Consider the following 13,057-nt stretch of genomic DNA (forward strand, 5'->3'; position numbering starts at 1 on the left):
CGGCTCTCTGAGTGTTCTGTGTCCGCCTCAGCTCCGGCTTGCGGTCCGTCCCCGGTCAATGATCTTCTGGCCCAGCAATTGCAGCAAAAACTTGCCCACAAAACGGGGGTTGTGCTTGGCATAGCGCTTCCACAGGCGACGTGGTTCCATGATCAGGCGGAACAGCCACTCCAGCCCCAGCCGTTGCATGACGGCGGGAGCCTGCCGGACCCGCCCGGAATGGAAGTCAAAGGCAGCTCCCATGCCCAGCAGCACGGCGTCCAGGCGATCAGTATGGGCGGCCATCCAGCGCTCCTGCTTGGGGCAGCCGATGCCCACGAACACGATTCTGGCCCCCGAATCGACGATCTGCTGCGTGTACATCGCATCTTCTTCGGGAGTGAGAGGGCGGAACGGCGGGGCGATCAGGCAGGCGATCTCAATCCCCGGGTAGTTGGTCTGCAGGAAGAGGACAAACTCCTCCAGACTCTCAGAGGTACCACCATACAGAGCAATAGGTAAGCGCGCTCTGGCAGCGGCCTCACAGACGTGCAGCATCAGGGTGGGACCATACACGCGCTCAGCCTGCGGCACCCCCAGCGCCTTCAAGGCCCACACCAGCGGCACGCCGTCGGAGGTCACCAGATCGGCTCCGTTCACCACGTCCCGGAATTCGGCGCTGTCGTTGGTCTCCATGACCATATGCACATTGGAAGCGCAGACGTAACGTGCCTGGGCCGAGCGCGCCCAGTCGATGATTCGCGCTGTGGCGTCGGCGTAGGTCGTGACGTCCACCCGCATCCCCAAAATCGCGCGGGAGATCAGGGGGGGGCGCGGGTTTGTGTCGCCAGGGAACACGGCAGGCACGACAGACGCGCCGGGGCGCAGATCGGGTGAAGCGGGAGAAGACATCGTTCAGGACTCCTTGAGTTGGACAGAAGAGGGCAGGGCGGACAGGGTGGACCCCTCAGAATGGTCCGGCAGCGCGCGTTGGCGGCGGTAGGTTTCCAGGGCCGCCAGACCGAAGCCGAACAGGCACCAGAACCAGATGCCCCCCTGCGGTCCTTCCAGATAAACATCGAAGGAGGCGTTGACCAGGAAGGCCATCCAGTAGGCGAAAATCCACAGGAAGAGGTTGGCCCACAGCGTGTTCCGGGCCGCACGGGCACGGGTATAGGCGCGCAGCAGGCTGAAAGCGAAGGCCAGTTGCAGCGCTACCCAGGCCAGGAAGCCAGGCACGCCGGAGCGAGCCAGGAAGGTCATATGGCCGTTGTGCGGATTGCGCAGCGATTGATCGCGCTCAACCTGATAGCCGTCAGAGTTGGCCAGGTTGATGCCATAGCCCTTGCCGTTCCAGAAGTACGGGCCGTAGACGGTGTAGTCCACGATGTCGCTCCACCAGTTCAGTCGCCAGGTGCGGGTGCCCTCACGGACATCCGAGCCGGAGTCTCCTGTAATGCTCTGGACGTTGAGCAGCAGGGACTCGGCGGAAATGTCGCGTCGCCCACCAAGATTGACACTGAAATTGGTCACAACCAGCAGCGTCAGGGCCACGGCCACCAGATACAACGGACGCCCCCAGCCGCTGCGAGGACGCATCAGCACGATGAACAGGCCACTGAGGCCAATCGTCACCAGTGCGGCCCGGCCCGTAGAAATCGACAGCATTCCCAGGAGCAGCAGGCCCCACCACAGCCATTCGTGCCAGCTCCGGCGTTTTTCCGACGGCATGAAGCGTTGGTGTAACCCCAACAGCAAGAAGGCCACGATGCCCGCCAGATGCACGGCGATATCTCCACCCTTGGGAAACAGCAGCGGCGTCCCACTGCCTGGCCACTCAGGAAGAGACCGCTCAAACAGTTTGAAGATCACGACACTCACGGGGGCGAAGGCCAGGAACCACGGAATCAGGCGGGCGTACTGCTGCGCCACCCGCTCCAGCCAGCCCAGGCGCAGTAGCAGGCCAGCAACAATCAGCGCGAAGGCCGCGTAGGCCCAGGTCACGCCGTCCCGCAATGCGTCCACCTTGTAAACGCCGATGTAAGGCACGGTATTGAGCAGGCCGATGAGCATGAAAACGCCCATCAGCACCAGCAGGCCCCGGTAGTGACGAATGCCCAGCGTGCCCACCCGCCACAGGGCCAGCAAACCCACCGCCAGTGCCATCTCGCCCACAAACAGCGGCGGCACCCCGATATACGAGTACCCCTTGCCCAGAAATGCATAACCGACCAGCGAAACGCCGATGAATCCCAGGGCAAAGTGAGAAAGACGGTCCCACACGCGGGTCAACCCGGCCAGCAGTACCATCAGCACGGCCAGCCCGGCCGCCAGCAATGGTTGCTCCACGGCCAGCACACCCACCAGCACTGCGGCCATGAACAGCGCCAGCCACACGGCCCATCCGACAGGTGCCGGAGAGGGGGAGAGCCTGGCAGCGCGCATCGGCTGCGATTTCACAGAATGCCTGGCTTGATGGAACACTGACCACGCCAGAGTGGCAGAGCACTGGTGCTTGACAGGCTGAACGGACGACTTGCAGACATGCTTCCCCCAGAGATGATACGGAAGGCCGTGGGCCGGACTCGAACCTGACCCGGACCGCGAGACCGATCAAAAGTTAGACAGAAAGCCGCTAACAGAAAATTAATAGCACATGACTTCCTCTCAACACTGTTTGCGTAGTGGAGGAATATAGGTGGAGGGACTGCTACCGGAAACCCTCCCTTGATGTGCCGTCCAGAAACTGCGCCTGCAACTCTGCTTTCTGAACCAGGGAGGCTTCAGCGGCCCCGCTGGCCTGAGGAAGATAAGCCGGCTCGAATATGGGGTTATTCCTCCACAGTGTTAGGGCGGAAGGACCATCCCGGTTCCTTCCGCCCCATCTTCAGCCCGCTTTCAATGCTTCAGTAGCCGACTGTGTAATACGCCGTATCGCTGATCCAATCGGTCTGCGGCACTGGCTGAACCACTGGACTGGGCACCGGATCGACCACGATGCTCAGCGCCTGCGCCAGACCCTGGCTGGTCTTGGGCTTGACCGTGGCGAAGTTCTCGCCATTCTGATAGCTGCTGAGTTGCGACAGGCTCAGCGGACGGCGGCTGGCAATGACCAGCACGCGGTTCAGGCCGTAGGGACCACTCACGTCAAAGGTGAACTGATCGCCGCTGGCTGGAAAGGCGCGGGTCTGCCCGGCGCGCACGTAATTGCTGGAGCTGATGCGGTTGGGCAGAATCTGGTCGGTGCTGCCGTCCGGGTTGACGTTGAACAGGTACACGTAGGCGTTCTCGTTGACGCTGGTGTACAACGTGATGTGTTCGCCAACCCGGTAGGTGGGGTTCTGGCTGCCGCTGGGGTCACGGTCCACCCACACGCGGGCACTGAGGTTGGTGGGCACTGGGTTCACGATGATGCTCTGGGCGCTGATTTTCGGCGCAGCGAAGGCCGGCGCGGCCATTCCCAGCAGGGCGGCGGAGACGGCGAGCAGCAGGGCGGGCTTTTTCAAAGATGGGATCATGTCGGGCCTCCGGGGAAAGCAGCAACGGTCCGTCGCACTGGGAAGACTCCCAGAACGCTTACTCGGCGCGTCTCGCTTGTGCCTTCACGCTACGCCGCGCCGGCTGACGCCCGGTGAAGCCCAGCTGACTGAAGGTGAGGAAGCTGACTTTAGGTTTCATGAGATAGCAAAAGAGCAGCCCCCGATAACCGAGAAGCTGCTCTACTTTGTGGCAGGGATACCAGGACTCGAACCTGGACAAACAGATCCAAAATCTGTTGTGCTGCCATTACACCATATCCCTACAGTTGTTCCGGCTTTAACGCACGGCGGTCAAGAGTATAACGGCGGCGAGCGCGGGGGGTCAACTGCTGACTGGCGGGGCAGCGGGGCTCTTAACCCGGCCTCCACACTGTATTAGTTCCAACTGGCAACCCACCCGAGCGGGTGCAACGCTCAGGCATGACTTTCAAGGTCGGCGATCAGGTGAAGTGGAACAGTCACGGCGGCGAGGCCAGTGGACGGGTTGTTCGCGTGGCGCATAAGGACGGCGAGGTCAGCGGCTTCAACTACAGAGCCAGCCAGGACGATCCGCGGTACATCATCGAGTTGGAAGATGGCAAGCACGTCGCCCACACGGCAGACGCCCTCTCGAAAGCCTGAATTAGGTCCTTTTGCCGTAGCATGACGGGCGTGAGCATTCTGCCCGACTGGCGTATTCGTGAACTGGCCCACGCGGGCATGATTGACCCCTTTGAGGATCGGCTGGTCCGCACCGCCGAGAACGAGCAGGTGATCAGTTACGGCCTCAGCAGCTTCGGCTACGATCTGCGCTGTGCCGACGAGTGGAAGATCTTTACCAATGTCAACAGCGCTATCGTCGATCCCAAGCACTTTGATGAGCGCAGCTTCGTGGACATCACGGCCAGCGAGATCATTATTCCGCCGAACTCGTTTGCGCTGGCCCGTAGTCTGGAGTATCTGAAGATTCCCGACACGGTGATGGTGGTGGCCCTGGGCAAGTCGACCTACGCCCGTTGCGGTCTCGTTGCCAATGTCACGCCGCTGGAGCCTGGCTGGGAGGGGCATGTCACGCTGGAGTTTTCCAACACCACTCCGCTTCCGGCCAAGATGTACGCCTTTGAGGGCTGTGTTCAGCTCCTCTTCTTTGAGGGCGAGCGGCCCGAGGTGACCTACGGGGACCGCAAGGGCAAATACCAGGGTCAGCGCGGCGTGACGCTGCCCAAGCTCTAGGTCTGTCGACGGACCCCACTTTTTAAGACCAATGGCACACGCTGGTGCCAGACAGAACACGGACCTTCTCTCTGCCGAACGCCAGTGGCTTCCTCTGCTGGGTCGCCGGGCGTAAGACGCTCCGAAACAGCTAGCTTGCCCCCCTCTGTCGGCCATACGCCCGATGCGAGACACTGAGCGGCATCGGCGGCACGCTGAAAGACCGTCCCGGCGTCCGCCAAGACGTATCCACAATCCAGAGCAATTCCAGAGAAACCAGCCGGGAGGCAACGGCAGCGCTTTCAAACTTCGGGTTTGGGGCTAGACTGCGAGGCGAACGTCCGAATCCATTCCGGCGTTCGTCTTTTCTCACTTTTTGCGGGGCGGGGCGAACCTTTGTGCGGTCGCATCCGCCCTGAAACAGAACCACAAGGAGTCAGTTATGCCAACGATGCTGTGGGTGATCGTGGCGCTCCTGATCGGATTGGTCGGAGGGTTTTTCGGAGGGCAGTCGCGGGGCCTGCGCGAGCGGGCTGAGATCGATGACCGCCTGCAACGGGAAGCCCGCGCAGAAGCAGAGCGCATCCGCGCGGCGGCAGAGGCCGAGGCACGGACCACGCGGGAGCAGGCCGACCAGGCCAGACAGGACGCAGCCAGAAGGATTCAGGAGGCCGGGGACCGTGAGGCCCAGGTCACGGCGCTGGGCGCGCAGTTCGGCGCGCAACGCGAGGAAATCGCCAAACTCAGGACGCAGGCCGAGGCCGAGCGAGCGTCGGCCAAGGGCGAGATCTCACGTGAGCGCGAGGCGCTGGCCGCCGACCGCAAGGAAACGCGCGCCGAGCGCGAGGAACTCAAGCGCGAGATCGAGCGCCTCAATCGCCGGGCCGAGCAACTCGACGCGCGCGGCGACAAGCTCGACTCACTCGAAGAGCGGGTGGAGGAACGCTCCCGCCTGCTGGCCGAACACGAGGCCGATCTGGCCGAGCGTGGGCGGGCGGTAGACCTCAGGCTATATGAGGTCGCGGGCCTCACGCCGCAGGCCGCGCGCGACGAGATCATGGGCCGATTGGAAAACGAGCTGGAAGAGGAAAAGGCCATCCGGGTCAAGGCCATGCAGGAACGCACCACGGCGGAGGCCAAGCGGCACGCCCGCCACGTGATTGCCCAGGCCATCCAGCGCAGCGCCTCCGAGACGAGCGCTGCGCTGAGCGTGTCGGTGGTGCCGATTCCTAACGACGCCATGAAGGGCCGCCTGATCGGGCGCGAGGGCCGTAACATCCGCGCCTTCGAGGCGCTGACGGGTGTGGACCTGATCATCGACGACACGCCCGAGGCGGTGATCCTGTCGAGCTTCAACCCGGTTCGGCGCGAGGTGGCCAAGCATGTGCTGGACGCTCTGGTGGCCGATGGGCGCATTCACCCCACCCGGATCGAGGAGATGGTCCACAAGGCGCAGGACGAGATGAAAACCTTCATCCACGCGCAGGGTGAGGAGGCGGCCATCGAGGCGGGCGTGATGGGCATCAAGCCGGGGCTGACGCAACTGCTGGGGCGCATGTACTTCCGCACCAGTTACGGCCAGAACGTCCTCAAGCACAGCATTCAGGTGGCGCACCTGACTGGGATCATGGCCGACGAGTTGGGCCTGGACGCCGCACTGGCCCGCCGCGCTGGCCTGATGCACGACGTGGGCAAGAGCATTGACCGCGAGATTGACGGCACCCACGTCGAGATCGGGGTCAACCTCGCCAAGCGCTTCGGCGAGACTCCTGAGGTCATCGACGCGATTGCCCACCACCACGATCCGGAAAACGGCGAGACGCTGTACAGCGTGCTGGTGGCCGCCGCCGACGCCATCAGCGCAGCCCGGCCCGGCGCGCGGCGTGAGGAACTGGAATCCTACGTGCGGCGCCTGGAGCAACTGGAGCAGATTGCCGTGTCCTTCCCCGGCGTGCAGCAGGCCTACGCCATCCAGGCCGGGCGTGAGGTGCGCGTGATCGTGCAGCCGGAGAAGGTCACTGATGCCCAGGCCACCCTGCTGGCCCGCGAGATCGCCGGGCGCGTCGAGCAGGACATGGAGTATCCAGGTCAGGTGCAGGTGACGGTGGTGCGGGAAAGCCGCGCCGTGGAAGTGGCACACTAGGCGCGTCTTGGGGCGGTCAGACCGGTTCTGACCGCCCCTATTCACTTCCACTGGAAACAACGGCTTTTTGATGCCGTCACAGCGCAGAAATCCTGACTGATTGCATGAATTTGACACCAGCCGTATCTCACGCTATATTGGCTTTATCACCGTCCGAAAGGGCGGCTTTTTTATTTCCTGTGTTTTTGAGCGGCCTTTCTGGTACATGGGCTTCAGTCGGCACTTCGCAAGCCTGCGAGTGGCTGCGCTGTAGGGAGGCCAGCCGAACCCGCCGCACAGAGCTGGTATACCCACTCCTGGGTTTCGAAGAGTTCGGCTGACGCCGTCCCAGCGCGAGAATTCTGGCCTGATGCATAGGTTTGACAGCCGCCGCATCTCACGCTATATTTGACCTATCACCGTCCGAAGAGGGCGGATTTTTTGTTTTTGACCCGTTCGAGCTTGAACTTCTACCGAAGCTCTGGGCTCCCTGTCACTGAGCCGGCGGGAGGATCGGACGTTGTGATGCCATTCCAGATATGCAGAGGTGGAAGCAAGTTGCTTCGATGCACGCCGTCCTGGCACAGGAATTCCGGGGCGATGCATAGGTTTGACAAGTCCCGTATTCCACGCTATATTTTCCCTATCACCGTCCGAGAGGGCGGTCTTTTTATTGGCTTCGTTCTCTTCAGGAGTCAGGGCTGTGCAGGCCGCCGGAATCTGCCGTTCAGGGTTCGCCATTGCTTGCGCCCGTAGGCGTAGACGGGATGGGTCCAGTGACCGGCCACCACGCCGTCGCGCAGCGCTTCCAGCAGATCGGTGGGGGTGCGGACGGTCCTGAAGGGCGTTTCCACCCAGGCCTCACCGATGTCGTGCAGGGTGTGGGCGTCGCTGCCCGCGCAGACAGGTAGGCCGCGCTCTCTGGCCCAGGCCAGCGCCACCCCGTTCCAGTGGTGGCGCGACAGGCGCGAGTTGAAGACCTCGACGATGTCGATCTCGTCCGCGATGCGCTGGGTGGCCTCGGGGCGCAGGCGGTAACGTTTGAGGGGATCGAAGCCGTGCTGGAGCATCACCAGACCGCCCTGCGCCCTGATCTCGCGCACCGTTTCTTCCGGGGTCAGGCCCTTGGGAATGGCTTGTTGCAGGAACAATGCGCTCAACTCGCCCTCGGAAGTGGTGACCTCCTCGCCGGGAATGATGCTCAGGCGATTTTCCAGGCCCAGATCAGCCACGATGCGGGCCAGTTCGGGGCCGCCGCGCTGCTGATCGTGATCGGTGACGGCAATCACGCGGGTGTTCGTCTGCAACATCCAGGCGGGGATAGCGCGCAGGGGGGTGCGGCAGTCGTGGCTGACCTCGGTGTGGACATGCAGATCCAGCCTCATCACCTGCACGCCCGCGCGGAAGACGAGATTGTTCTGCATGGCTACGGCGCCCCCCCGATAGGAACCAGCACCTGCAAGGCAGCCTCCCAGACCTCCGCACGCACCACGCCGTAGGTGTCAGGCTGGGCCGGGCGAACCTCACCGTCCACGTGGAAGGGCTGGCCGTAGTACGGAATCTCGATGCTCCGCACCGGCTTGCTGGTCACACTGGGAAGCTGCGCAAAGTCGCCCGCCGCCAGCGCTGCCACGTAGGTCAGCAGACCTTCGCCCTCGCCCGCGTCTACCCAGACCACGTTCAGCAGGCCATCACCGGGGTCTGCACCGCTGCACAGCGGCAGTCGGGGGCCGGTGGCGGGGGTATTCATGACCTCCAGCAGCAGGCTGTCCAGCGGGGGCTGAACTTCGCCGTCCAGCGTGAGCGTCAGCGGCGCTGGTGTGAATTTCCGCATCACCGCGCCCAGCGCCCCTGCCGCCCGCAGCGGACTCTTGCCCTGCTCTGGGTCGTAGGCCGCCAGAACCTCGGCGAACAGGCCGCAGCCCAGGGCTTCCAGAAACACATCGTGACCCCAGGGAGCGGTGAGCCGGCCCAGATCAAACGGCACGGCCTGTGCCCCGGCATAACTGGAAATGACCTCCAGTGGGTCCCCAGCGATCCCCAGGGTGCGCGCCACGTTGTTGGCCGTGCCCAGCGGAATGATGCCCAGCGTCACGTCTGGCCGCCCAGCCAGATACAGCGCCGCCGCACGTACGGTGCCGTCGCCGCCCGCCACGAACACCGGCCCGGTCACATCGTCCAGGGCCAGGTGCAAGTCGGCCTCGCTGTCGGTGGCGCGGTACACCGGGCGGTAGCCGATCTGGTGCAGAGCCTCAACCAGCGCTTCGGGAGTGCTGTGTGCGCTGCCGCCAGCCCCCACATTGAAGATGAGGGTGGCCGCCGCCTCGACAGATGGAGCAGGAACTGCCAGAACCGGATGGGCCGTCATGGCTCAACTGTACGCACTCTCACGAAAGCGTGCCTTGAGAAAACGGTGAACCTATCGGGGGTGGCGGTATCAGCCTTCAGCTGGATCACGGTCTTGCATGGCTTTCCAGTCCTCGTAGGCCAGGGCAGGCAGCAGCGAGAAACTGCCCACGGCCAGCGAGGCCACTGCCGCCGGGACGCGCACCCTGGTCTTGCCGTTCAGCGCCAGGTACAGCGCCCCCAGCGTGCTGAGCGCGCCGATGTCCATGAACATGATCCGCGCGAACGAACTGCGTTTCAGGGTCTCCACGGTGCCCAGATCGCCAGCGCGCTTTTTCCCGACAATGGCGGTCAACACCAGCATCAGCAGCAGCGACAGGTACAGGCGGAGGCGGGCCGGGCCAGGGCGGCGATAGTCGTCGAGGTTCATGGTGCAGGGTAGCGGGTCTGGACGGAGAGGACGTGTCTTCAGATACCGAACATCATCACGGGCGGTGCGACAGCTCATCAGCGGCTCCGCTGGCGCCGCTCTCCTCTCCCCGGTCGTTACGGCGAGGCAAGTGACCGGGCTGATTCCACGCTTTTCATGATCTTGCAGAAAGACAAAAATATGCCCCTGAATCACGTTCAGAGGCATATCTGTTCCTGTTCAAAACTCTCAATTCACCCGCACTTGCTATAGCCGCACGCCTGGCACTTCAGACAGCCCTCTTCGCGGATCACCGCCCGTTCCTCGCAGACGGGGCAGCGTTCGCGGGTCATGGCGTCCATGCTGTCCACGCTGACGCCGCTGCCTCCGGCCAGGGGCGGCAGGGTGGCAGCCTCGGCCTGCGCCGCCATCTGCGCGCCCATCTGGGCGTTCATGTCCTTCTGGAAGGTTTCCAGCGCCACGGCGATCAGGTCGGCCTTGCTGCCCACCAGACGCCCGTTATAGCTGCCATACAGGCCGCCGTTGATCCCGCGCAGGGTCTTGATGAGGGCCTGGGCCGGAACGCCGTGCTGCAGGGCAATGGACACCACGCGGCCCAGCGCCTCGCTGTCGGCATTGGCCTCGTCGCCCGCACGCCCGCTGATGACCATGACCTCCACCGGCTTGCCGTTCAGGTGGTTGACCGTCACCAGGAATGAGCGGCGGTGGCCGCTGGTGGGATCGGTCAGCTTGACCATGTCGGTGATGCCCGAGAGGCGGGCGGGCCGCTCGTACTGGGGCTTGCTGGGCGCGGCGGCCTGGGGCTTGCTGGGGGTGGGTGTGGCGGCAGGCTGGGCGGCGGGCTGTGCCGGAACCGCCTGCTCGGACACCGTCTCCCCCATCACCTCGGCGGCGGCCTGTGCGGGGGCGTCCCCTTCTTTCTTGTCCTTCTTCTTGCTGGTGGACAGCACCTGGAACTGGCGCGAGCCGTCGCGGTAGACCGTGATGCCCTTGCAGCCGGTCCGGTAGGCCTCGCTATAGGCGTCCTGCACGTCCTGCACGGTAGCGCTGTTGGGCAGGTTGATGGTCTTGGACAGGCTGTTTCCGGCGAAGCCGTCGGCGTCGAAGGCCCGCTGCACGGTGCCTTGCATCCGCACGTGGTCCTGCGGGGCGATGTCGTGGGCGCACACGAAGACCTGCTGCAGGGCGTCGGGGATAAAGGGCAGGCCCACCACGCTGCCGTGGTTCTCGCTGACGGCCTCGGTCACCTTGTCCCAGTCCCAGCCGCCGTCCTTCTGCACGCCGTCGGGAGCGGGGTAGGTTTCCAGCAATTCCACGAACAGCGGGGCCAGCAACGCCCGGTACTCGCTGCCGATCTTGCGCCAGATGAACGGCGAGAACACGGGTTCGATGCCGCTGGAAACGCCCATCAGCATGGAAGTGGTGCCGGTGGGGGCCACGGTCAGCACCGCCACGTTGCGCCGGGGCGCGTGCGGCATCCTGGCCTCGTTGCGGCTGTAGACCGGGTAGACCCCGCGCTCCTGGCCCAGGCGTTCGCTCTCGGCAATCGCCTCCTCGCGCAGCGCCGACATGATCTCCATGATCGTCTCGCGGCCCGCCTCATTGTCGTAACGCAGCCCCAGCTTGATCAGGGCGTCGGCCAGACCCATCACGCCTAATCCGAGGCGGCGCAGGTCCTGGCTGGCCACCCGGTTGTCTTCCAGCGCGAACACGTTCACATCCAGCACGTCGTCCAGGAAACGCACGCAGGTGCGGACATCGGCCCGGAAAGTGGCGTAGTCGAAGGTGCTGTTCTGGACATAGGCGGCGAGGTTGATCGCCCCCAGGTCACACGGTTCCCCGACCGTCAGGGGAATCTCTCCGCAGGGATTGGTGCTGCGGATCTCGTAGCGCTCCCCCAGGTTCTTCAGGGCGCTGAATTCGTTCACGCGGTCACTGAAGATCAGGCCCGGCTCGCCGGTGCTCCAGGCGTGCTGCGCGATCTGGTCCCACAGCCACGCGGCGGGAATGCCGCTCTGGGCGCCCGCGCCCTTTTTAGAGCCCTGCCCCTTGCCCGTGCTGTAGACCGGCACGCCGCGCGCCCCGTCCTCGGCGCGGTCTGGCAGTTCGGGCAACGACCCCTCAAAGCTTCCCTCCTGCTTGGCCAGGTAATACTTGCCCGGCACTTCCTGCGCGTTCATGGGCCACACGCCGCCCGCCTGAAGCGTGTCCCAGAAATGGGCGGTGATCAGGATGGAGATGTTGAAGGTGGAGATATCCCCCTCGGACGCCTCGCGGTCCAGATCCTTGGCGGTCAGGAAATCCAGCACGTCCGGGTGCGCGATGGAGATGGTGGCCATCCCCGCGCCGCGCCGCGTCCCGCCCTGACGCACCACCCGCAGCACAGGCGCGTACACGAAGCGCAGGGTGTTGATCGGCCCGGACTCCTCGGCGCCCCGGTTGGCCCACTCCAGGAAGTTGTCGAAGATCTCCATCAAAAAGCTGACGGGGCCGGAGCTGGTGCCGCCCGAGCCCTTGATCGGCGCCCCCTCGGCGCGCATCTCGGACAGGTCGAGGCGGGGTTCGAGCCCCAGCTTGGCGTCCTCGGCCACCTTCCGGGCCGCGTCCACGATGCCGCCCATGTCGTCGGGAACGCTCTGCACCCCTTCGGGCAGGGCGCGCACGATCTGCACACCGTTCTGCCGGGCCAGCGCCACCAGTTCCGGCGCGATGGCCTGCCCGTAGACCACGCGCGTCCAGTTGCGCACCGCCACCGGTTGCTTGTCGCCGTCGGGCTGCGTGGGCGGGCGCATCAGCCCCTCAATGAAATCGGTCACGTCCGCGTGGCTGGCGGCCATGTAGGCCCAGCCGCGCACGCCAGCGTCGGGGCGGCTGCCCTCGGCGCGAGGACGGTACACGTCCAGATTCACGCCGTTGCCGCCGCCCACCTTGGTCACCAGCGCCAGCTTCTTGGCGACTTCCATCACGCCTTCGAAGGAGGCAGGGTCATGCTCGGTGGCCCCCTGCACGAAGCAGTTCAGGACGTTGCCGTGCTGGGTGCCCGCCCCCGCCAGCACGCGACCGCCGGGGCAGAACTTCTTGTCGGCCATCAGGTCATAGTACTTCTGCGCCCAGGAAAGGCGTGCTTCGGGGGCCTCCGCACCCGCCACCCAGTTGGCGATCCGCCGGAACATACCGCCGATGTCACCGTCGTCAGGCTGCAGGTACTGGCGCCTGGCGATGTGCTGGGCGTTGTCATCAAAGGTGGTCAGCGGCTGGGCAGAGAGGGTGGTCATGGTGAAACTCCTTGAGAAGAGGGCGGGTAGGAAGAGCAGCACAACACCCCTACCTCCGGGCAGGGCGGCAGGCAAGAAGGTGCTTTGAACTGGGGTGAGGGCGCGGTGTCCGGCGAGGGCTCGACTGTACCACCGCCCCCCGGCGCGTACAAGCCCTTGTACCCACGTCCCGAAT

General features: G+C 64.4%; 10 protein-coding genes and 1 tRNA gene. 3 read left to right on the forward strand and 8 right to left on the reverse strand.

The features are described 5' to 3' along the window. Positions 1–27: 27 nt before the first annotated feature. From HNQ08_RS20375 to HNQ08_RS20390, 4 genes are all read right to left on the reverse strand, one after another. Positions 28–891 (reverse strand): WecB/TagA/CpsF family glycosyltransferase, encoded by an 864-nt coding sequence (locus HNQ08_RS20375; RefSeq protein WP_229790254.1) that lies wholly within the window; start codon positions 889–891, stop codon positions 28–30. 3 nt (positions 892–894) lie between these two features. Continuing rightward, complete coding sequence (locus HNQ08_RS20380) at positions 895–2,376, reverse strand: O-antigen ligase family protein (protein WP_229790255.1); 1,482 nt, start codon at positions 2,374–2,376, stop codon at positions 895–897. Positions 2,377–2,885: 509 nt separating this feature from the next. Next, complete coding sequence (locus HNQ08_RS20385; protein WP_184136291.1) at positions 2,886–3,497, reverse strand: DUF4384 domain-containing protein; 612 nt, start codon at positions 3,495–3,497, stop codon at positions 2,886–2,888. A gap of 209 nt (positions 3,498–3,706) precedes the next feature. Further along, positions 3,707–3,780 (reverse strand) — tRNA-Gln (locus HNQ08_RS20390). A gap of 158 nt (positions 3,781–3,938) precedes the next feature. Between HNQ08_RS20390 and HNQ08_RS20395 the strand changes: the two genes are divergently transcribed. The 3 genes from HNQ08_RS20395 to rny all read left to right on the forward strand — a co-directional run bounded on the left by HNQ08_RS20395 (position 3,939) and on the right by rny (position 6,852). Next, positions 3,939–4,139, forward strand: coding sequence for a hypervirulence associated TUDOR domain-containing protein (locus HNQ08_RS20395; protein WP_184136293.1), 201 nt, complete (start codon positions 3,939–3,941; stop codon positions 4,137–4,139). Positions 4,140–4,169: 30 nt separating this feature from the next. Further along, a complete protein-coding gene (dcd, locus tag HNQ08_RS20400) occupies positions 4,170–4,730 on the forward strand; it encodes a dCTP deaminase (RefSeq protein WP_342355715.1) in 561 nt (186 codons plus the stop codon). Positions 4,731–5,151: 421 nt separating this feature from the next. Then, positions 5,152–6,852 carry a ribonuclease Y gene (gene rny, locus HNQ08_RS20405; RefSeq protein WP_184136297.1) on the forward strand — a complete coding sequence of 567 codons (1,701 nt, stop codon included), beginning with the start codon at positions 5,152–5,154 and terminating at the stop codon, positions 6,850–6,852. Positions 6,853–7,526: 674 nt separating this feature from the next. Here the strand turns inward: rny and HNQ08_RS20410 are convergent. From HNQ08_RS20410 to HNQ08_RS20425, 4 genes are all read right to left on the reverse strand, one after another. Then, a complete protein-coding gene (locus HNQ08_RS20410) occupies positions 7,527–8,255 on the reverse strand; it encodes a PHP domain-containing protein (protein ID WP_229790256.1) in 729 nt (242 codons plus the stop codon). A 2-nt stretch (positions 8,256–8,257) separates the two neighbouring features. Continuing rightward, positions 8,258–9,199 (reverse strand): diacylglycerol/lipid kinase family protein, encoded by a 942-nt coding sequence (locus HNQ08_RS20415; protein WP_184136299.1) that lies wholly within the window; start codon positions 9,197–9,199, stop codon positions 8,258–8,260. A gap of 69 nt (positions 9,200–9,268) precedes the next feature. Next, positions 9,269–9,607, reverse strand: a complete 339-nt coding sequence (locus HNQ08_RS20420) for a hypothetical protein (protein WP_184136301.1) — start codon at positions 9,605–9,607, stop codon at positions 9,269–9,271. 233 nt (positions 9,608–9,840) lie between these two features. Then, positions 9,841–12,882, reverse strand: a complete 3,042-nt coding sequence (locus tag HNQ08_RS20425) for an adenosylcobalamin-dependent ribonucleoside-diphosphate reductase (protein WP_184136303.1) — start codon at positions 12,880–12,882, stop codon at positions 9,841–9,843. Positions 12,883–13,057 lie beyond the last annotated feature (175 nt).

It is taken from the genome of Deinococcus humi, from assembly GCF_014201875.1.
Lineage (GTDB): Bacteria > Deinococcota > Deinococci > Deinococcales > Deinococcaceae > Deinococcus > Deinococcus humi.

Coding starts and splice junctions, on each gene's coding strand:
- HNQ08_RS20395 (WP_184136293.1), top strand. CDS start 3,939: ATGACTTTCAAGGTCGGCGATCAGGTGAAGTGGAACAGTCACGGCGGC.
- HNQ08_RS20375 (WP_229790254.1), bottom strand. CDS start 891: ATGTCTTCTCCCGCTTCACCCGATCTGCGCCCCGGCGCGTCTGTCGTG.
- HNQ08_RS20420 (WP_184136301.1), bottom strand. CDS start 9,607: ATGAACCTCGACGACTATCGCCGCCCTGGCCCGGCCCGCCTCCGCCTG.
- HNQ08_RS20410 (WP_229790256.1), bottom strand. CDS start 8,255: ATGCAGAACAATCTCGTCTTCCGCGCGGGCGTGCAGGTGATGAGGCTG.
- HNQ08_RS20425 (WP_184136303.1), bottom strand. CDS start 12,882: ATGACCACCCTCTCTGCCCAGCCGCTGACCACCTTTGATGACAACGCC.
- rny (WP_184136297.1), top strand. CDS start 5,152: ATGCCAACGATGCTGTGGGTGATCGTGGCGCTCCTGATCGGATTGGTC.
- HNQ08_RS20415 (WP_184136299.1), bottom strand. CDS start 9,199: ATGACGGCCCATCCGGTTCTGGCAGTTCCTGCTCCATCTGTCGAGGCG.
- HNQ08_RS20385 (WP_184136291.1), bottom strand. CDS start 3,497: ATGATCCCATCTTTGAAAAAGCCCGCCCTGCTGCTCGCCGTCTCCGCC.